The sequence below is a fragment of the Mycobacterium sp. NGS61 genome (assembly GCF_059812325.1).
The window spans coordinates 44,031-63,842 of sequence record NZ_JCALCL010000008.1 but is presented as its reverse complement, the minus strand read 5'-3'; the positions used below and the strand labels follow the sequence as shown (position 1 = coordinate 63,842).

Here is a 19,812-nt window from a genome sequence, read left to right as displayed (position 1 = left end):
AAAGTATTTCGCTACAACTGTCGAATATGAGTTAGTGCATCCCTTAGGCTGAGCCAAGAAGAAAGGGATACGGCCGATGGTGCGCAATGTTCTAAGGGGTGTCGGTTTCGCCACGATGTGCGGATGCCGTCTGGGGCTTCGCGTCCTGCGCATCGCCCCACGAAAGTTTGCTGTAGCAACAGTGATCGCCTCGGCGTGCGCCGAGACGATGCCGATCGGGCACCGGCGATGACCGCGCCATCCACCGACGACGATGTCCACTTCGTGGGCCGGTCTCAAGACTTCCTCAGTGATCTTGAGGTTGACGACTCCGGAGTCGGTGTCCTGGCGCACCCTGACGATCCCGGGGTCCTCGACCCGCCCGACATCGACGACGCCGGACCCGGCGAGGACCCCGGTGACCAGACTCCGACCGGCTTTGCAGACTCGGGTGCGACGCCGCGCGGTTCATCGCCCACCGGTACCGGCGCAACCACCCACACGGGGCACGACCACGTCGATGATCTGCCGCAGGAAAGCGATTCCAGCACAGTCGATCTGGCCCCCGTCGATCTGGATTCACCCGAGCCCGACAACGACATCGACACCGACAGCGACCCCAACAAAAGGGACGCCGACGCAGACGCGGCGCCCGACGCGCTCGACACCCCCGACGCGCGCGCGGCGCAGCCCACCGGCGACGACCTCGCGGTGAGCGACACCCAAGACACCGCGGCCCCGGCTGCGGCGCGTTACAACAAGAAGATCGCCGCCGGCTTCGTCGGGGCCACCGCGGTCGCGGCCCTGGTCGCCAGCGGAGCGCTGATGGCCATGCGCACCGAGCCGCACGTCGCCGCGACCGGCCAGGCCGGCGGGCCCACCACCCACCTCAGTGTCGTTGCCGCCCCCACCACCACCGCCGGGGCCGGCGAGCATGACGCGACGATCCCGTTTACGGCGACCTCGGTGGGCTGCCTTCCCGGGTCCACGGCCGCCCAGGCCGCGGCCAGCCCTGACCCCACCCAGGCCTGGGTGTGCGTGACCGGCGGCAACGCCGGCGAATTCGTCGTGCTCAACCTCGGGCGCAGCATGCTCATCACCGCCGTCTCGCTGACGCCGGGCTGGGTCGGCGCCGACAGTTCCGGGGTTGACCAGTGGCACCAACACCGTGTGGCCACCCGCGTGCAATGGAGCTTTAACGACAGCCCACCCACCGCGATCTCCCACGACACCGGCAGCGTGCATGGCGAAGCCACCAAAGCCCTGCCCGAGCCCGGCGTGCTGGCCTCCCGCGTCATCCTGCTCATCCAGGAAACCGGCCGCGCTCCCGCCGACGCCGCCCCCACCACCAGCCCCGCACCCGGTTCCGGCGGACTGTTCGGCGATGTCCTCGGCCCGGCCGCTACCGAGCCGCCACCGACGGGCAGTCCCGCCGTCCTCCCCGGCTTCACCGGCGAGCCCGCCCGCACCGACCCCGCCGACAACTCGTTTGCCATCTCCTCGATCAAGATCTTCGGCCACCCGCCCCAATAGGAAGGCTCACCGCCATGCTGACCAATACTTGGCGTCAACGACTCGAGGCCGGCGGCACCGGCGTGCGCCGCGCCGTGGCTGCCGTGGGCTTGAGCGCCTGCAGCGTCGTGGCCCTCTCCACCATCTGGGGCTGGATCACCGACGACCCGATCGACGTCGACGGGCCCGCCCGCAGCGCGGTCAACCGCACCGCCCTGGTCGGCTCCTACGCCCAGGACTGCGTGACCCGCTGGCTCACCGCCACCGCCGCCCGCCAGCAGTCCCTGCACGACTGCTGGTCCCTGCACGAACCGCTGCGCCTGCCCACCACCCCGGCCGTCCTCGTCAGCTCCCCCGCGGTCTCGGCGGTCACCCTGGTCAGCGACAACGACACCACCCAGCAATGGAGCGTGGTCATCACCGTGGCCGAACGGCCCTTCGAAGCCGCCACACCCCACACCACCTACTACCGGCTGCCCGTCCTCTACACCCGCTACGGAGTGCGGGCCAGCGCCCTTCCCGCCCGCATCAACGGCCCCGGCGTCGGCGCGGACGCACCCCTGGGCTACCCCAGCGCCCTGGCCGCGACCTCCCCGGCCTTCGTCACCATCAGCGGTTTTCTGACCAGCTTCCTCACCGCCGCGCCAGGGCTGGAACGCTACGTCACCCCCGACTCCGGACTTCTGGCCGCCGCGGACTACCGCTCGGCCCAAGTCACCAAACTCGTTGCCAACCACTCCGCACCCGAGGACACCGTGCCCGCCGATGGCACCACCTTGCACGTGCTGGCCACCGTCAGCGCCGTCACCGCCCAATTCGCCCCCGTGCAACTCGACTACCCGATCGCGCTGAAAGTCACCGCCGGCCGCTGGAGCGTCACCGGCCTGGATTACGCACCGCTGCTCGCCGCCGACGCCGAACTGACCCCCGTCATCCCCACCGCGGCGGCCGCCGCGCCGCGCTAAGACGACCCAATTCCCCACCCACGAAAGGAAATCGACCAATGTTTCTCGCTACCACCACCCCGACCCTGCTGGCGGCCACCGACCTGGTCTCTGGCAGCCACTCGCTCTACACCATCGGTGTCGGCGTCCTGGTCATCTTGATCCTGCTCGCCGGGGGCACCCGCGCCGCCGGCGCCTTCTTCGGCGGACGCATCGGCGAAACCGTCGCCTGGGCCCTGGTCGCCGTCGTCGTCGCCGTCGTCGTGGGCTCGGGCTACGCCATCTACACCTCGGCCAAACGCACCACCGACCGCACCGGCATCACCACCGGCCAATTCGGCCAGTAAACCCGCGGCCCCTACCCAACACCCGACACGTATCCCGGCGTTCGGCGGACCGCTGGGCCCCGCCCAGCACACCGCACCCGGCAGGAGTCTTCCCGTGACCGAATCAGCGCAGCTGTTCAAAGGTGTACACGACATCCCCGTGTACACCAACATCTTGTTCAACAAACCGCTGCGGCTGCCGGTGGCCATCAGCCTCTACGGCGGCGCCGTGCTGACCGTGGCGCTCACCGTAGCCATGCTCGACACCGGGCACGCCCGCGCCACCCTGATCGGCGGGGCACTGATCACCGCCACGGCCGCCGGTGGCGCCGCACTGGTACCGCGCGGGCGGCCCAGCCTGGGTTTTCGCCTGCACAGCCTGTGGCGCACCGTGTGCCCGCGCCAAGCCACAAGCACCGGCGACCCGCTGCTGGCCCCCCCGCACACCGTCATCGGCAACCTCAGCTTCACCCGCCACGGCGTCTACGCCCACTACCTGCTGTCCGGCCTGCCCTACTACCTGCAATCGACCAAACGCCGCACCGGCGTCGCTGACCGCCACCAAACCCTGGCCCGCGAAATCCCCGCCGGCACATGGATCTACGGCCTGTCGGTGCCCCAAAGCCAACGCCAGCTGCTGCGCGCCATGCTCGCCGGGCACCGCGACAAACCGCACTGGATCACCGCCTGCCAACAGATGGCGCCCGTCCTCGCCGACCAACACCCCCGCACCCGCATCTTCTGGCTGGCCATCCCCGTCGATGCCGGCCGCGCCGGGCACAGCCCCATGGGGCACGCCGCCAAACTGCGCGACTGGGCGATCGGACGTGACAAAGACTCTGACAACTCGGTGGCCGCCTACCAGCGCGTGGCCCACGACGTCATCACCGCCCTGCCCGAAGAATTCACCCCCCTGCCGGCCACTGAAGATATGAGCAACTGGTTCTGGCGGCACAACGCCTGGCGCGGGGTGTTCGACAACCCCATGCCGCGCCACCACCACGCAATCAGTCGCCTCGAGGGCACCACACTTCCGAAGGCCGTCTTCGACACCGGCGACCAATACCACCACCGTGGCCGCCCACTTCCGCTGCACCTGGGCGCGGCGATCCTGGGTGTGGCCACCGCGGTCTGCGCAATGGCTGGACTGCCCGCACTGGCCGCGATCACCGCCCCCGTGGCCCTGGCCGCCGCCGGCGCCTGGGCCGCTGGTGTTCGCCGCATCCCGTCGACGGTGAAAACCCTGCGCGTCGCCAGCCCCGATGGCCTCTACCGCGACAGCTACCAAGCCATCCTGCCGGTCGTCGACATGCCCATAGCCGGCATCGTGTTCCCCGGATCAGAATTCCTGCAAGCCCTCGACGACCTGGACACCGGTGCGGTCTTCGACTTCGCCGTCAATCTCGTCACGCTCAGCCGCGAAATGGAATCGGTGCGCAACGACCGCGCCAAAGGCAACCTCGACGACCAGTTCACCCAGCGCCGCGACGTCGCCAACGGCGACGCTCAACTGCTCACCACCGCAAACCAACTCGCCGAATACCGCCGCCAGCTCGATGCCAACATCGACGAACGGCCCCTGCAAGCCGCCTTCCTGATCGCCGTCGGCGCCCCCGACCAAGCCACCCTGGACTACAGCGTCAAACGGCTGCGCGAAGAACTCACCGGCTCCGGTCAAATCGCCATCCGCCACTACCGCGGCGCCCAAACCCGGCTATGGGCCGCCTTCAACCCCGGCGTACCCCACCACAAAACCGGCGCCGACCAGTTCAGCGAACCCACCACCACCGGCAAATGGTCACGCTTCGTGCCGATCACCTCTTCGATGGTCGGCAACAGCGCCGGAATGCTGCTCGGATTCACCCGGCACAACGCGATGGGCAGCGCGGTCCTGCTTGACCTGCCCGGCACCGCGCGCCGCAACCGCAACCCGTGCCTGGTCTGCAGCGGCGCCCTGGGCTACGGCAAATCCTATGCCGCCAAACGCATCACCCGCGCCGAAATCCAGCGCGGTGCACAAGCATTCATCATTGACCCCGGCACCGAATGGGAAAGAGCCCTCGCCGACGTCCCCAACAAAGCCGTCATCGACATGGCCGGGGATCAGTTCAGCTGCGACCCGCTGCGCACCTTCCCAGACCATGTTGCCGGCGCCTACTGGCTGGACTACATGATCCCGATGATGAGCCTGGACCCCCGCAGCGTCGCCGTGCGCCGCCTGCGCACCCTGCTGGCCCCCGGCGCCCGAGGGCGCCTCGACATCACCAGCACCGCCGCCCTGATGACCTATCTCGCGGCCATCGCCCCACCCGAGGGCGCCGACACCCGCCTACCAGCAGTCGTCACACTGGCCCAAGACTTGGCCCCCGTCCTGGCCGCCCTGCAATCCTGGGCCACCTACGACTTCACCCGCGCCATCTTCGATGACACCCTGCCCGTGCCCGACCTGACCGCCCTGGATGTCACGGTGTGGCTCACCGGCAGCCTGGACCTACCCACCGCCGAGGAAATGAACACCCCCCACCTGGCCGCCAACCTGTCAGACCGCAAGCGGGCCTCGGTCGCCATCTACGGCATGCTGGTGCGCCTGGCGCGGGTCACGTTCTTCGCCGACCCGCAACGCTTCGGGCTCATCGTCCTCGAGGAAGCCGCCGGTCTGCTCAACAGCCGCGCCGGCGCCGACGACGCCCACCTGATCAGCCGCCGGGCTCGCAAGCACTACACCGGGTTGCTGATCATCACCCAGAACCCCATCAAAGACCTCGCCCTGATGGGCGACGAATTCATCACCCAACAACTGATCATGCCGTTCGAAAACGACGACCTGGCACGACAAGTCGCCGGCAAAGTCGGCATCCGCGCCGACGACTACGGCGACATCGAAGAATTTTTCCTTGCCCAACCCTCCGCCCACGAAATGCGCGACCCCACGGCCTTCGACAACCACGACGAGAACACCACCACCCCCGGCGACGCCCACCGCGGCCAGCGGCAAGGCTACGGATTCTTCGTCGACGAGTTCCGCCGCAAATCCCCCATCTGGGTCGCCAGCGAACCCGACGCGGACGTGCACAGCGCCTACGACACCACCCCAGGTCAAGCCGCATGAACACCACACCCGCCGCACCGATCACCGTCGCCGGGCGCGCCGCCGAATACCTCGGCTACCAGCTGGCCACCCGGCCCCGGCTGCGCCGCGCGGCCACCGTGTGGTTCACCCTGCACTGGCTGGCCAGCTGGTCGGTGGAGGCCGCGCCGCCGGCCGCGGCGTCCACCATCGGCGGAGCCCTGAACTGGACCGGCATCACCGACAGCTACGGCGTGCCCGTCGGCAACTACTACCTGTCGGTGGTGTCCACCAGCGAAGCGATCACCAAAGCCGGCCCCGGCCTGTCCGCCGACCCGTCCAGCTGGGCGCGCTGGCTAGCCAACGCGCTCAACACCGGCCTGACCCACGAAGCCGTCGCCGAACTGCTCTGCGCCCAAGCCGCCGCCTACATCTTTATGATCACCCTCGCGCTGTGGCTGATGCGCTTCGCCATGTCCAACACCTGGCTTTACTGGCTGACCACCTGGCTGCGCCCGATGTTCGAAACACTGCGCACCATCCTGGCCGACCTGTGGGTCTTCCCCATCTGTTTGACCCTGGGCCTTGGGGTGGGCGCCTACCACCTGCTCTGGCACGGCCGCAAAGGGTTCGGCGCCGGAATCATGTTGTCCACCGTCGCCATCGGCGTCCTGGGAATCATCCTCATCGGCGACCCACTCTCCGACCTCTACCGCGAAGACGGGCTGCTGGCCCAAGGACGCAACCTCGGCTTCACCGTCGCCCAAGTAGGTCTGAACAACGGCGCCATCACCCCCGGCGGCGGCGGAGCCCAACTGCACCACCTCACCGGGCTCATCGCCGATGCCACCGTGCGAATGCCGTTGCAGCTGATGAACTTCGGCGAACCCATCGACAACATCGGCAACTGCGGCCAGGCCTACACCGCCGCGATGCTCACCCCGCACGACCCCAGCGACCTCGCCGGCCCCGCGCACGCCATGACCCGGTGCGGAGCACCACAGGCGCTGAGCTTCGCCCAACACCTCGACGGCTCCAACCTCGCACTGGGCATGTTCTACGGCCTGCTGGGCTTCATCTTCACCCTGTTCATCTGCTACGTCACCTACAGCTACGTCATGGCCTGCTGCGCAGCCCTGCTCAACGCCCTGCTCTCCGTCATCGCCGCCGGGCCCGCCATGATCCACGGCGCACCCCGCCGCCGCGCCACCCGCCGACTCACCCTGTTCTTCAAACACGCCGCCCTGCTGTTCGCCTACACCCTCTACATCTCCGTAGCGGCACTGATCGTCCTGAAAATGGCCGCCCGCGGCGGCTACGCCGACCAAGTCGGCATGACCCATCCCCTGGCCCGGCTCATCATGCTCGCGCTGTTCTCCGCCGCCGCCATCGGCGCCTTCCGTTGGCTCAAACACCAACTCGGAGACCACACCCGCCACGAACTCACCCACACCCTGACCGAACTGGCCCGCCACGGTCGCGACGGCTACCAATGCGGCCGCGACACCTACGACCGCGGCCGCGACCTAAACGCTCGCGCGCCCTGGAACACCAACAACACCTCCGACGGCGACCCCGGCAAACCCCGCACCGGCACCCCCGCAGGCGGCCGCCCGCCGGGCGGCCGACCCCCCACACGCGGGCGCGGACGCAGACCCAACCCGCCGACCCCACCACACGGTCCAACCCCCACCGCCGCCCCCCCAGCCACCACATCCGCGGCCCGAAGCGCTACCGCCGCGGCCCGCACCGCCAGCGCCGGCAGCACGACCGCACGCGTCGCCGCAACCGCGGCCACCGCAGGCGAAGCCGCCGCCACCGTGGCCGCCCCCGAAGTCGTCGCCGGCGCGGCCGTCGCCGCCCACGTCGCGCGCAAACTGCACCGACCGAATGGCCAGCCCAACCCCGGCCAGCCCCGCCCCGCGGCAGCACGCGCTGCGCCGCGCCAACCCAAATTCCAGCCGCCACCCGCAAACGGACGCCACCCCAGACCCATCCCGCCGCCCGCGGCGGCAACCCCCAATAACGCGGAGCAATCCCGCAGCGCACCGAATGGGCCCGGACCCGACCAGGCTCCGGTCAAAGGTCGCTGAGATACGATCCGGTGCTTGGAGGACGAGGTGGCCACGGACTGGTACCCCAACGACCCGAATCCGACTTTCGGTGAGTATGCCGATATCTGGCTGTCCAGGCGCGCTCTCCAACGCGCCACTCGCGCCAACTACCGCCGGCTCCTCGACAGGTATGTGCTGCCCACGTTCGGCACCACCCGCCTTCGCGACATCACGCCCCGCGCAGTCCAAGCCTGGTACGACACCACAACGCTGGCGACACCAACGGTCCGCACCAAGGCCTACTCGGTGCTTCGCTCGATCTTGCGTACCGCCGCGGCCGCGGAAATCATTCAGACGAATCCCTGTCAAATCACCAACGCCGCCTCGCACCCCGACCCGCACACGCACCTCATCACCGGCGCCGAAATCGCGGCCATCACCGCGGCAATGCCTGAGGCGTACCAGCTGGTAATCCTGATGGCCGCATGGCTGGCCATGCCTTTCAGCGAGCTGCGTGAACTGCGCCGCAAAGACATCGATCTCGCGCGGCGCGTCGTCCGCGTGCGGCGCGCCGTCGCGCGCACCCACAGCGGCACTTATATTGCGACAACGCCCACAAGCCCCCAAGGCATCAGAGACATTGCCATCCCCGCTCACCTACTGCCGACGATCACCGCGCATCTGCGCACTCACGTTCACGCATGGCCCGAGTCGCTGCTGTTTCCCTGCGTCCACGACCGCGACGAATACCTGCCAGTCTCCAAGCTTGATTCGATGTTCCACCTAGCCCGCACCAGCGTCGGCCGCCCAGGCCTGCGGGTGCGCGATTTATACCAATCCGCCACGTTGGACGACCATTGACCCGTTCCCATGGACCCTGAGGGGCACGCGGGCCGCCGTCTCAGTCGCTCCGCTTTTCCGATACCGCCGCCCGTAACCCTTCGGCAAGATCCTGCGCGGTCAACTCGCGTAACCGTTGCAGCTGCTCATCAGTGACGTCGAGGTCCTCGGCGGCCAGCAGCTCATCGAGTTCGGCGTTGTCCAGGCGGTCGTTGCGGTGATCGCGCGCCTTTTCCACGAGTTTGCGCACGAATCCGGCATTACCGAGTACGTCGATGCCGCGGATGAGATCACCGTCCTCGGTGAGCTTTTCGTCGGTGTAGAACCGTTCGAAGTCGCCGCGCAGGACCTCGACCGCCGCGTCGGTAGTAGTGTCGTCGTCCTCGGCGACCATCAGTTTGGTCAGTTCGACCAACTCGGGCGGGGTGTAGCTGTGGAACTCGATCACCGCCCTGGCCCTCTAGCGTGTACTGCGAGGCCTTCTCGGCGTCGCGGGCGATCTCCGCGTCGACCCGGTTCCGGGCGCTGGCGGGGTCCCACGGATCGGTGCGTGCCTCGATGGTTTCGGGGTCGGTCAGCACCAGCCGCCGGGTAAGGTCGTCCATCGTCTCGCGGGCGGGCGCGAACTTCGGGTCGCGTGAATACACCCGGCGCAGCAGCTGTGAGGCTTCGTCCTCGCGGCCCACATGGCGCAGGCACATCGCCTGGGTGTAGAGCACCACCGTGGCTGCGGCGGGCACCCGGTCCTCGGCGGCAGCCTGTTGTCCGCGCCGAAAGGCGTCCTCGAACACCCCCAGAGATGCCAGCGCCGTGGTGGCCATCGCGGTGGCCGCGCACTCGTATGCCGGGAGCATCCACCGTTTTCGACCGGGAATAGGTGCAGCACATCGGTCCAGCGCTGGGTGCGAAAGTACAGCAACCCCGCCACATAGGTGTGGGTGTTCGCCTCGAACGGATCGGCCGGTACCCGTGCCGCGCTGAGCAGCTCATCGGCCTGGCCGTAGTGCTGGGCACCGATCAGCGCGGCGGCGTAGGCGCAGCGCAGCGAGAACACCTAAGACACCGCAGCTGCAGGAACAGCCCTCGAAGACCGCCGGCCGGAAATCAGGCCCCCAGCACACCGAGGCGGCGCACCTCCCAGCCGAAGGTTTCCGCGGCCGCCCACGCCCCGGCCAGCACGTCGAGGCTGTCCTCACCGGCCAGCCGTCGGCCCAGCCAGCCGTCACAAATGCCGGGGTCGGCCTGGGTCGCGGACCGGAACATCTCCGCGGCCACCGTCGCGTTATGGCTGGGCACCAACCCGCCGACGGCGATACCGGAGGCCAGCAGCCCGCGGCGAAAAGCGTTGCGCGCCGCCGTCTCTGACTCAGTCGCTGTCATCGGGGGCTCCCGCGGGGGTATGGGGGCATGGTGATGTGGGGCGAGTCAATGCTAGGCGGCGCGCCTCGGCCATGGGCTGAGCAGGCGGCGCTCGCCGGTGATGTCGATGCGCAGCCGGTCAGCGATCGCCCAGGTGCGCAGCACCGCATGATCGGGCCCGTCCTGTTTGAGATGAACGTCGGCGCTACTTGTCGAATCCGCCGACACCGTGGACACCACGACCGCAGCGCCCTCGGGTGCCGGCTCGTCGACGTCGTCGAAGATGACCAGGACACGCCGGCCCGGCGACCAGGACCGCTGCATTAGCGCAGCGGCGTCGATGACCTGTAGGCCCGCGGCGGTGACTTCCTGCCAACGCTGCGGGTGCGAGGTACGCACCAGAACCTGGAATCCGGTAGCGGCCGCGCGGCGCGCGATCGCCACCGTCAACGCCGGCTCCCCGGCGAGCGTGACCGTCGCTGTCCCGGTTGGGGCGTTCAGGTCGACCAGGAGGGGATGACCGGTGGCCGTGGCGCCGATGATGATGCCGGTGGCGCCGATCGGGGCGCGCAACTCTTCGTCGGCAGACAACGTTCGGGCAGGCACCGCGGCCGGCGAGGTCGCGATGAGCAGTCCGGTGTCCAGTGCGAGGTCGTGGCGCCCCGTCCACGGGTTCAAACCCGTCAGCGGCGCCTCGGCCAGCGGGTAGCCGGTGTGGTAGCGCACCGCCACACCCACGGTGGGGGCGCCCTCGGGAGTCAGCCGCAGCTGAATGCTGACGACCGTCGCCTCGCTGTCCGGAGCCCATAGCCGGTCGATGCTGGCGGTGGTGATGTCGGCCAGTGACATCCAGTAGGTGTGCACGTAGCCGCCGGCGTGATGTAACCGGCGCCACCCGGAATGCAGCGCCGCGGCGTCGGCCCCGGCCAGCAGCGCCTCATCGGCGGCCCGGATTTGCTCGGCGCTCAGTACTCGTGCGCCGATGCGCAGATTGCCCAGCTCGTGGGCGACCCACTCCGCCGCGGCCGCCAGGGTGGCGGCCACCGACTCCCGCGACAGGATCGCGCGCGCGCTCGCGGTGGCGTCCAGGCGTACCACCACCCAAGTCTGGCGTTGCCCGACAGCGGGATGATCGCCCACCTGACCCGAATACGCCTCGGCGTACGGGTGATGCGTTTTGCCCGCGCGCCGCGATCCCGCGCTCAGGACATCGATGCCGGCTAGGGTGACATCGAATTGGCGCAGCGCGCCGGCAAGTGTTGCCAGCGGCAGCGACGTCATCGACACCGCACGCGGATAATCCAAGACCGAGGGACTGTGCGGCTGCCCGTCAACAGCTATCACCGCAACCAGATGCGTTCCCACCGCGCGGATTCCGACCGGCCCGCCACCAAAAGTGCGTTCGTGATCGTCGAGCTGCCCCGCCGGGGCGCCCAGGGGGGTCCGGTGCGCCCACAGCGCCCGCCACCCCAAGGTCAACAGTGGGGCTCCGCGCCAGCACAGCAGCGCCGCCACACTGGCCAGCACTGCGACCGCCAAAGCTGTCCACCAGCCGGGCCGGCCCGCAGCGGCCACCCCAGCGCCCAACAGGGCCACGTCGACGACAAACACACACACCAGCCGACCCCACCCCAGCGCCAGCCCTACAGGCAACGTGGGGGTCATGACCGCGGCCCCTTGCGGATCAGCGTCGCCGAACCCAGGATCACCGAACACAGCATCGCAATCCCGGCCATCCCTGCAGCAGCCGCCCACACCGGGGTCAAATCGCGGCCCACCTTCGGAGGTGGCAGCACCAGCGGCGCCGACAAGCGTTGCGGGCCAACAGGTTCGCCCGCAGGGATATCGAAGGTCAGCGCGGCCACCGGGTCGACGATGCCGTGGCCGATCTGGTTGTCCACCCCGCGCGCCGGCGCCCGCGCGGTGGCCAGCAGCCGGTTGATCACCTGATGGGCGGTCAGCTGCGGGTATTTCGCGCGCACTAAGGCGGCCACACCGGAGACGATGGCCGCCGAGAACGAGGTCCCCGCTTGCGGCACCAGTGAATTATTGCGGCCTTCCAGGGCGTTCATCAGGCCGTCGTCGCGCGCCGACAGGCTCTCAATGTCGGTGCCCGGCGCGGCGATCGACACCCACGGCCCGGCCACACTGGATCCCACCGGCGCGCCGCTGGAATCCACCGCACCCACCGTCAGCACGTAATCGGAGAACCACGCCGGGGCCACCACGGTGGAGACCTGCGCCCAGTCGCGAGGATCGCCCGGAGTCAACGGGTTATAGATCGGATTCTGTTTGCAATCGTTGCCGCCCTCCTCTCCGACGTTGCCTGCCGCGGCCACGATCACCGCGTTACGCTCCACGGCCGCATACCGGATCGCCGCACCTAGATCACGCTGGTCGATGATGTTGGTCGACGGCATGCAGGACACCTCGGAGATGTTGATGACTTGGGCGCCCGCGTTGGCTGCGTGCACGATTGCACGCGCCATCGTGCGGATATCCCCGGCCTTGCGCCGGGTGGCCGGGTCCTGGTTGCCGGCGAACGCATCCTTGGGGCTGAACGCTCTGGAACTCTGTCGGATCGAGATCAGCTCAACATCGGGGGCCACACCGGAGAAACCATCCGCCGCCGGCGGCGCCGGTGGGGGCGGCGGCCCGGGCGGTCCCGGGGTCGGCGTCGGGTCCTGGGGTGCCGGGGCGCCCGGCATGGTGCGGGTGCCGACACCGGCCGGCACGAGGGCCGGTGTTGTCGCTGGTGCCGGCCGCCAGGCGGCCCCTTCCGGCGGAGGCAGCGGCGGAGGCAGCTGCACCGTCACCGTCTGCGGCGGTGGAGGAGGCGGTGGCGCTTCGATAGTCGGGACCGTGTCAGGGCGGCGAGGCTGGCGCGGCGGCGGCAGAGGGGTTTTGCCGTCGGCGGGCTGGGCGGCGATCAGGGAAGCCACGATGGTGCCGTGCGCGTCACAGTCGGTCAGCCCGTCCCCGCTGGGCTCCACGTAGTCGCCGCCGCCGGTCAGGTTGGTCAGCCGCGGATGCGGACTGACACCGGTGTCGATGACTGCCACTTTCACCCCGGCACCGCGCCCGAAGCGCCACGACTCGGCCACATCGAGCATGTCCAGGAAATGCGGCTGCACCCGGTAGTCGGTGCCGGGCAGGGTGCCGACCCGTGTGCAGTAGGTGCCCTGGCGCATCGGCTGATCCGGGCCCGGCGGTCCATCGCCGGGCAGCGCCCCCAGGTCGATCTCGGGCGGTGCGACCGCTGCACCGGGCGGGGCCACCCACAATGCCGCCATACCTGCCACCGCCAAGGCCGCGGCCCCCGCGATCATCGTGTCGGATCTCAACCATCTCACCTCCACCGCTACCGGTACCGGATCGCGGCCAGGACTCCCATCAGCCAGAACACCAACGGGAAGATCGCGGTCAAACACACGTACTCGACCCACTCCACCACCTTGCGAAACGTCGGGGTGTAAAAGCGCCGGGGCACCACCACCGCGGTGATCAAACCGGCGACCGGAACGACCACAATCACCGACACCCCGATCAGCAGTGCCGGCAACGACCACAGACCCACCACGTAGCGTCCGGCCACACCAATCGCCACGGCGACAGAGGCCAGCGCCAGGATCGTCGCCTGCCACCGGTCGGTGAAGGAGCGGCCCCGCAGCAGGACCGCGACCGCGACCAGGCCCGCCACCACCAGCGGCAGTGCCCGTCGCGGCGCGTGCGGATCGCACAACCCCACACAACTCAGCACGATCAGCGCCGCGGTGGCGACCAACAGCCCGCTCAGATATGCGCGCGTGCGGTCGGTGAGCACGGCGATGTCACGCACCGAGGCCGGACCGTCCAGGGTGGCCAACTCGCCGCTGGCCACCACTTTCTCAGCCGGCAGGTCCGGGCGGGTCTCGAAAATCCAGCGGCCGGTGGCCGAGGGGAACACCGGCAACCGGATCCCGCCGGCCAGCCGCGCGGCGGTGGGCGCCAGATGCATCGCCACGATCGACACCAGCAGCAGCACCGCCAGCAGGATCGGCGCAGAGGTCACCAGCGTCATGCGCACCGCGGCCACCACCGCGCCGGCGAGCCCCATCGTGAGGACTGCGGTGCCCAGCGCGATATGGCGGCCGGTGAACCGCATGATCAAGACCGCGGCGGCCGCCACTGCGGCCAGACCCAATGCGGCATGCGGTGCCCCCACCGGGCCCGGCACCGCCGCGCCAGCGCCCACCGCGGCGGGCACTGTTCCCGTCCACAGCAGCGTGTCCCCTACGGCGCGAGCAGAGGCGCTGTCGCGCCCGCGGACCACGACGATCACCGCAGCGATGATCAACATTGCGGCCAGCGCCGCGCAGTAGGGCGCCGCCACCCAGTCCAGATGCCCGTAGCGCCACCGGGCCATCAGTGCCGAAGCCACCGCCACACCGGCGACCACGATGACCGATCCCACCTGCGTCGCCCACGCGGCGGTGACCCCGGGCCAGCGTGCACGCAGTTCCCCGGACAGCGCGGACGTGACGTGCTCGACGACGTTGATGCGGGCCTCGGTGTCGGCGGCATAGCGCAGCCACAGCCGCCCACCGTCGACTACGCCCTGCTCGGTCAGCGACAGGGCCGGTTTGAGCGCGCTGCCATCCATGCGGCACAAGGTCCACCGGCCCCGCGACGGCGCTACCAGCCGCGGCTGTCCCAGTTCCTCCAGGCGCGCGCTGATCAGATCTACCAATGCCGAGAGCTGCACCGAGACCGGCGCACCGGCGTCGAGGACCACCCCGATCTTGGTGGCTTCGGCGATGATCGCCACCCGGATCCGGTCAGGCAGCGCCGCGCCAGCCGAGGCCCCCGACGTCGCCTCCCGGGCCCGTTCCACCGTCATCTGTGCAGCGCTCCGGCGGTCGCAAAACCATCACTCAACTCGGCCGCCAATTCCATCAACGCTTCCTGGGTGCCCTTGCGCAACGCCGGGAAATTCAGGGTGGACGTGTCGCGCAGGTGCGGATCCCAGGGCACCGTCAGGACCGCCTTGACGCGCTCACCCAGGGTTTCTTTCACGTAGGCGATGAACTTCGGTGTTGCGCTGCGGTTGGCGTCGTTGAGCACGATCACCGACCGCTTGAGCAGCTCATGGCCGCGCCGGGCCGCCAACCAATTCAGCGTCCTTTCGATCATCTTTGCGCCTTCGACGGTGCACGATCCGATGATCATCAATGCATCCGAGGACGACAACACCGCTTTGAACGCATCGCCTTTCATCGCTGCGCAGTCCACCATCGCCAGCTGGTAGATCCAGCGGGTGCGGCTGATGGTGTCGAAGAACGCTTGTTCGTCGAAAGGGAAATCTGCGGCGACGTTTTGATGGCTGGCCAGCACTTCCAGGCGTTCTCGGTTGCATCCGGTGTAGGGCCGGGCCTTCGGGTGAGTGACTGCCTCAGCATCGGCCAGGAACTCCCGCACCCCGACCGTCGTATCGGGATCGATGAACTCACCCAGCCGGCCCGCGGTGTCATCGGCATCGATCGCGATCACCCCGCCGCCGCGGTGATAGGCAAACACCGACCCCACCGCTGCGGTCAGCCGGGTCTTGCCGACCCCGCCCTTCATCGATATCGCGGTGATCTGATAGTTGCCAGGGATGTTGGCGGTGATCCGGGCCTTCCAGCCCCGCAGGTTGCGTTCGTGTTTCCCCGCACCCAGGTTCACCAGCGTCCCGGTGGCCGTATACACGGCCTTGCGCCACCCCATCGTCGCCGGTTCGCGGCGAGGCTTGACGACCTGGCGGGCTTCGATATGGCGAAATGCGTCGCTCGGCGCGTGCGGATCTGCACGCGGCGTCCACCGTTCCGTGGGGTCGACCGCCGGGGTCCACTGCTGCGGCGGTGGCGGCGGCGCGAAGCGCTCTTCTAGGCGCGGCATGGGCGGGATCGGCGCCGGAGCGGCGGGCAGCTCGCCGATGTGTCGGTGTGGCTGCGGTGCGTTCCATGTCCCCCCGCCGCCGTCTGAACCCAACGGGGCACTGTCAGGGGCCGCATACGGAGCCCCAGCGCCGGAGGACGGCGCTCCTGAGGGCCTCGGTGGTGCTGAGGCCTGCGTCGGCGGCGGGGCATGGTGCGACACGGGCGGAGGCGCGAACATCGGGGGCCGCCCGGGCGGGGCGTAATCGTTGGGCGGCTGAGGTCCGCGCGGCGGCGGAAAGACGTCTGGCTCGGGAAGTTGCGGGTCGGGCAGGCATACCGCGTTGCCGGGATCGGAGGCCGGTGGGGCCGGCTCGGGGTGCTCGCTGGCGGGTGGCGACAGATAGCGCGACCGGAAATCGGAATTGTCCGTCATTTTGGCCTTTTCGTGGGTCTCGTTCTTCTTATCCTAGGGCCAACTTCTCGCTGAACCACGCCCAATCAACATTTTTATGGAAACAATATCGATGTTTGCTGTAGAAGCGAGTGACATTCTCTCGGTCCGTAAAAGGCGTTGTCTACATTCGTTCGTGGGTGGCCCAGGAGCGTATCGCCACACTGGCCAGCATCGTGGCCAGCCCGTGGCGGATCTGCGCCGGACCGGCCGGGGCGATCGCCATCCACTCCTGGCGGCTGCCCGCCGCCGGGTTGAGCCGATACAGCGCGACGCGCCCCGCGGTGGTGTCGCGCAGGTTGAGCACGGACTCGCTGTTGGTGGTGCTGGCATCCACATAGGCTCTCGCGTACACCACCGCTTCGGCCACCGGCTCGGCCAGGGCGTGCTCCAGCTCGGTCAGCGCCGCACCGCGCAGCCCCACCGCGCGCAGCGCGGCCTGTTTGCGCACCGCCGTGGGCGCCTGGCTGTGCGCGCTGACCGCTGCCACCATGTCTTCCAGGGGCACATTCACCGCGTTGATGCGCGCGGGCGCCACCTGGTGCACCGAGTCCAGTGCGCCGATGACCAAGTGCGCTAAGGAGTCTTCGTCCACCGGCGTGCAATCGTCGATAGTGATGTGTCCGCCGGCGCGCACCGCCGAGGCCCAGCGACCACCGCAGCGTGCCGCGACGATGCGCAGCTGCTCGTCGGGGATCGCCCGCCACGTTGAGGGGTCCTCCAGCACCACCGTCGGCGCCCAGTTCATCGGCCCGCGCGACACCAATACGACGACCTCGACGTCGGGGTCGGCCAGCACTCTCATTCGGGCGGCGATATCGGCGCGCACCACCGCGGCCTCGTCACAGATGCCCTGCCCGACCAGCACATCCAGCCCGGGATGTGTGCTCAGCCAATCCAGCGAACGAGGCTGGCCGTAGGGGTGGGCCCGCAGTTCGGGCGCCAGGCGTTCGATACCCAGTAGCGCCTGCAGGAACCACAGGCCGTCCACGTTGACGGTGATGTCGGTCGGTGAGGTGTTCGCGGCGCTCATCGCGGTCTATGGCCTCGTCGCGGTCGCCTCACCACAGCGCGGCGGCACCGTCGAGTGCCGCGCTCGTCTCGGGACCGGCCTAGGTCGACATCCACGAGGAGCCGACCTGCCTGTCGGTGCTGTTCATGTTGTGGCCTGCGGCCTGCACCTTCTGGCCGTGGGCGCCTGCTTGCTCGTAGATGACCTGGAAATTGCGGCCGAGCTGGTTGATGAACTCTTGGCAGGCCGTTGATCCAGCACCTCCCCAGAAGTCACCGGCCGCCAGCACATCACGCACGATCCCCTGATGCTCGGCCTCTAGCGCCGCAGCCTGGGCCCGAACCGTGGCGCCGTGGGCGTCGACGTCGCCGAAATGGTAGTTGATCGACATGGTGAAAGTTTCTCCTGATCTTGATGGAAGCGTTCGTGGGGCTAGCTGCTCAGGACCTGCTGAGAGGCCTGCTCTTGCTCTTCGTAGTGGGCGGCGTCGCGAATCAGGCCGTCGCGAACTCCGTGCAGCATGGTCACGATGTTGCCGAAGGCCTGATTCATCTGGCCCATGGTGTCCAGCGAGGTCGCCGACGCCTGACCGTTCCAGCCGGCACCGGAGATGTTTTGTGAGGACGCGAACATCTTGCGGGCGTCGTCCTCCACCGTTTGGGCGTGGGTCTCGAATCGGCCCGCCATGTCACGCATCGCGTGCGGGTCGGTCATGAATCGCGAAGCCATATTGGGAATCCCCTTATATTTGCTGTGTGAATTGGTCTGCGGTCACTGCGACACTAATTCTATGAGCGGTTTTTAGCCTCCGGCAACGGCGGCGGTGAGCAATTTCTGCCCGACGCGAATTATTGACGGCGCAGCACCTTGATCGGCGTCCCGTAGCGCGGACCACCGGCTGCGTCGGTGCCGCGCGCACCCATCCCGGCCGCCATCGGAGCGCCCCCGTACATGCCGCCGGCGGGGGCTGAGGCGGGAACCGCCGTCGAAGCCGCCGCCCCGCCCGGCGCGGCCACCGGTGTCACCGCCCGCGCCGAACCGACCGATTCGGCGGTGCCCGCCGTCCAGGTCGCCGGTACCGACAATCCGCCCAGTGATCCGGCCCGCCCGGCCATTGCCTCCACCTGTGCCTCCACCGACGAAGCCCCGCCCAAACCCGCCAGGCCGGGTCCGCCCAAGCTGCTCGCGGCCCCGGTCGCGCCGCCGAGCATGCCGGGATTGCTCAGCACCGACATAAACGGACTCAGCAACGACTGGAACTGGCCCAAACCCGAGGCTGGCGACATCCCGCTGCTCAACGGTGAGGAAAACCCTTGCAGCACTTGAGGGATGGTGCTGACCAGCTGCGGACCCATCGACAGCATCGTCTGCCCGTCCAGTCCCGCGGGGAGACCCGCGGCATTGCTGAGCAGATTCATCGGCTGCTGGCCCGCCGCGTTGCCCGTCGACTGGCCCAACGCCGCGCTCTGGGCGGCCAGCCCGATCGGGTCGGAATTGGGCAGCGGCGGGGTGAACGGCACCAGCGTGGCGGTCACGCCGGCGGCGTCGGCGGCGAAGCCGTACAACACTGTGCTGTCTTGGGCCCACATCTGGTCGTAGTGAGCTTCGTTGGCCGCAATCGCCGGGGTGTTGAAGCCCATGAAGTTGGTGGCGATCAGGGTGGCCAACTGGGCCCGGTTCTCGGCGATGACCGGCGGGGGAACGACACCGGCGCGGGCGGCTTCGAACGCGCCCGCCGCCGCCGATGCCGCCGCGGCCGCCGCCTCGCATTGTCCGGCCGTGGCCATCATCCAGACCGCATACGGGGCGGCGGCCAACGCCATCGAGATTGACGACGGACCCAGCCATGCCGTGCTGGTCAAGGCCTCGATCACCGCTTGGAACGCGCCGCCGGCAGAACCCAACTCGGCGGCCAGGGACTGCCAGGCCGCCGCAGAGGCCATCAACGGCCCCGAACCGACGCCGGCATACATGCGCCCCGAGTTGTACTCAGGCGGTCCCCCGTAATCGACCATCAGTGCTACGGCGCGAACAGCGCTTAAATCATCGCCGCGGCGTTAAGGGCCTCAGAAGCCGCGTACGTGGCCGCGGAGGTGCCCATCGTGGCCACGAACATCTCGTGAATCACCGAGCCGATCGCCTGGGTGACCTGATAGACACCCGCGTGGGTACCGAACGCGGCGGCCAGCAGCACCGAGGTGGGCTCCGGTGCAGGGGGCACCACGCCAAGTGTCGGGGCCGCGCCCGCGGCGTTTCCCGCGGCCACCGCCGAGCCGATCGAGGCCAGTCCCGAGGCTGAGGACTCCAGCCCCCCCGGTAACGCCGTGACAAACATGCACCCTCCCGAAACGCGACCAATCTAGTGGCTTGA

The 19,812-nt window shown here is 68.8% G+C and carries 15 protein-coding genes and 1 pseudogene; 6 read left to right on the top strand and 10 right to left on the bottom strand.

All coding sequences use genetic code 11. The features are described from left to right. Nucleotides 1–228: 228 nt before the first annotated feature. From AC5Y3Z_RS17345 to AC5Y3Z_RS17320, 6 genes are all read left to right on the top strand, one after another. Nucleotides 229–1,512 carry a hypothetical protein gene (locus AC5Y3Z_RS17345; protein ID WP_463828162.1) on the top strand — a complete coding sequence of 428 codons (1,284 nt, stop codon included), beginning with the start codon at nt 229–231 and terminating at the stop codon, nt 1,510–1,512. A gap of 14 nt (nt 1,513–1,526) precedes the next feature. Then, the gene (locus AC5Y3Z_RS17340; RefSeq protein WP_463828161.1) at nt 1,527–2,456 is read left to right on the top strand and encodes a conjugal transfer protein; all 930 of its coding nucleotides are present in this window, start codon (nt 1,527–1,529) and stop codon (nt 2,454–2,456) included. Between the two features lie 38 nt (nt 2,457–2,494). Beyond that, complete coding sequence (locus AC5Y3Z_RS17335; protein ID WP_054585968.1) at nt 2,495–2,782, top strand: hypothetical protein; 288 nt, start codon at nt 2,495–2,497, stop codon at nt 2,780–2,782. Nucleotides 2,783–2,876: 94 nt separating this feature from the next. Next, nucleotides 2,877–5,870: an ATP-binding protein gene (locus AC5Y3Z_RS17330; RefSeq protein WP_499919635.1), complete on the top strand. Its 2,994-nt coding sequence runs from the start codon at nt 2,877–2,879 to the stop codon at nt 5,868–5,870. Further along, nucleotides 5,867–7,921: a hypothetical protein gene (locus AC5Y3Z_RS17325; protein ID WP_500001816.1), complete on the top strand. Its 2,055-nt coding sequence runs from the start codon at nt 5,867–5,869 to the stop codon at nt 7,919–7,921. Before AC5Y3Z_RS17330 ends, AC5Y3Z_RS17325 begins: the two co-directional genes overlap by 4 nt. Nucleotides 7,922–7,936: 15 nt before the next feature. Beyond that, nucleotides 7,937–8,743, top strand: coding sequence for a tyrosine-type recombinase/integrase (locus AC5Y3Z_RS17320; protein ID WP_463828158.1), 807 nt, complete (start codon nt 7,937–7,939; stop codon nt 8,741–8,743). Nucleotides 8,744–8,783: 40 nt separating this feature from the next. Here the strand turns inward: AC5Y3Z_RS17320 and AC5Y3Z_RS17315 are convergent. The 10 genes and pseudogenes from AC5Y3Z_RS17315 to AC5Y3Z_RS17270 all read right to left on the bottom strand — a co-directional run bounded on the left by AC5Y3Z_RS17315 (nt 8,784) and on the right by AC5Y3Z_RS17270 (nt 19,776). Further along, nucleotides 8,784–10,102, bottom strand: a pseudogene (locus AC5Y3Z_RS17315) (EccA family type VII secretion system protein). A 51-nt stretch (nt 10,103–10,153) separates the two neighbouring features. Then, entirely contained in the window at nt 10,154–11,746 is a 1,593-nt protein-coding gene (gene eccE, locus AC5Y3Z_RS17310; RefSeq protein ID WP_463828157.1) for a type VII secretion protein EccE, read from the bottom strand. Beyond that, on the bottom strand, nt 11,743–13,410 hold the full coding sequence (gene mycP, locus AC5Y3Z_RS17305; RefSeq protein WP_463828202.1) for a type VII secretion-associated serine protease mycosin: 1,668 nt from the start codon (nt 13,408–13,410) through the stop codon (nt 11,743–11,745). Before mycP ends, eccE begins: the two co-directional genes overlap by 4 nt. 32 nt (nt 13,411–13,442) lie before the next feature. Continuing rightward, entirely contained in the window at nt 13,443–14,960 is a 1,518-nt protein-coding gene (eccD, locus tag AC5Y3Z_RS17300) for a type VII secretion integral membrane protein EccD (protein ID WP_463828156.1), read from the bottom strand. Continuing rightward, the gene (locus AC5Y3Z_RS17295) at nt 14,957–16,411 is read right to left on the bottom strand and encodes a MinD/ParA family ATP-binding protein (protein ID WP_499919669.1); all 1,455 of its coding nucleotides are present in this window, start codon (nt 16,409–16,411) and stop codon (nt 14,957–14,959) included. The genes eccD and AC5Y3Z_RS17295 overlap by 4 nt, the downstream gene beginning before the upstream one ends. Before the next feature lie 142 nt (nt 16,412–16,553). After that, a complete protein-coding gene (locus AC5Y3Z_RS17290) occupies nt 16,554–17,462 on the bottom strand; it encodes an ESX secretion-associated protein EspG (RefSeq protein ID WP_463828154.1) in 909 nt (302 codons plus the stop codon). Nucleotides 17,463–17,541: 79 nt separating this feature from the next. Next, entirely contained in the window at nt 17,542–17,832 is a 291-nt protein-coding gene (locus AC5Y3Z_RS17285) for a WXG100 family type VII secretion target (protein WP_463828153.1), read from the bottom strand. Nucleotides 17,833–17,873: 41 nt separating this feature from the next. Beyond that, nucleotides 17,874–18,170, bottom strand: coding sequence for a WXG100 family type VII secretion target (locus AC5Y3Z_RS17280; RefSeq protein ID WP_463828152.1), 297 nt, complete (start codon nt 18,168–18,170; stop codon nt 17,874–17,876). Nucleotides 18,171–18,289: 119 nt separating this feature from the next. Continuing rightward, nucleotides 18,290–19,456 carry a PPE family protein gene (locus AC5Y3Z_RS17275; protein WP_500001815.1) on the bottom strand — a complete coding sequence of 389 codons (1,167 nt, stop codon included), beginning with the start codon at nt 19,454–19,456 and terminating at the stop codon, nt 18,290–18,292. Between the two features lie 23 nt (nt 19,457–19,479). Next, nucleotides 19,480–19,776, bottom strand: a complete 297-nt coding sequence (locus tag AC5Y3Z_RS17270; RefSeq protein WP_463828149.1) for a PE family protein — start codon at nt 19,774–19,776, stop codon at nt 19,480–19,482. Between the last annotated feature and the right edge of the window lie 36 nt (nt 19,777–19,812).

Bases quoted from the DNA above. Each gene is read 5' to 3' on its own strand.
- mycP (WP_463828202.1), bottom strand. From the start codon at position 13,410: ATGATCGCGGGGGCCGCGGCCTTGGCGGTGGCAGGTATGGCGGCATTG.
- AC5Y3Z_RS17335 (WP_054585968.1), top strand. From the start codon at position 2,495: ATGTTTCTCGCTACCACCACCCCGACCCTGCTGGCGGCCACCGACCTG.
- AC5Y3Z_RS17340 (WP_463828161.1), top strand. From the start codon at position 1,527: ATGCTGACCAATACTTGGCGTCAACGACTCGAGGCCGGCGGCACCGGC.
- AC5Y3Z_RS17285 (WP_463828153.1), bottom strand. From the start codon at position 17,832: ATGTCGATCAACTACCATTTCGGCGACGTCGACGCCCACGGCGCCACG.
- AC5Y3Z_RS17275 (WP_500001815.1), bottom strand. From the start codon at position 19,456: ATGGTCGATTACGGGGGACCGCCTGAGTACAACTCGGGGCGCATGTAT.
- AC5Y3Z_RS17345 (WP_463828162.1), top strand. From the start codon at position 229: ATGACCGCGCCATCCACCGACGACGATGTCCACTTCGTGGGCCGGTCT.
- eccE (WP_463828157.1), bottom strand. From the start codon at position 11,746: ATGACCCCCACGTTGCCTGTAGGGCTGGCGCTGGGGTGGGGTCGGCTG.
- eccD (WP_463828156.1), bottom strand. From the start codon at position 14,960: ATGACGGTGGAACGGGCCCGGGAGGCGACGTCGGGGGCCTCGGCTGGC.
- AC5Y3Z_RS17325 (WP_500001816.1), top strand. From the start codon at position 5,867: ATGAACACCACACCCGCCGCACCGATCACCGTCGCCGGGCGCGCCGCC.
- AC5Y3Z_RS17280 (WP_463828152.1), bottom strand. From the start codon at position 18,170: ATGGCTTCGCGATTCATGACCGACCCGCACGCGATGCGTGACATGGCG.
- AC5Y3Z_RS17290 (WP_463828154.1), bottom strand. From the start codon at position 17,462: ATGAGCGCCGCGAACACCTCACCGACCGACATCACCGTCAACGTGGAC.
- AC5Y3Z_RS17295 (WP_499919669.1), bottom strand. From the start codon at position 16,411: ATGACGGACAATTCCGATTTCCGGTCGCGCTATCTGTCGCCACCCGCC.
- AC5Y3Z_RS17270 (WP_463828149.1), bottom strand. From the start codon at position 19,776: ATGTTTGTCACGGCGTTACCGGGGGGGCTGGAGTCCTCAGCCTCGGGA.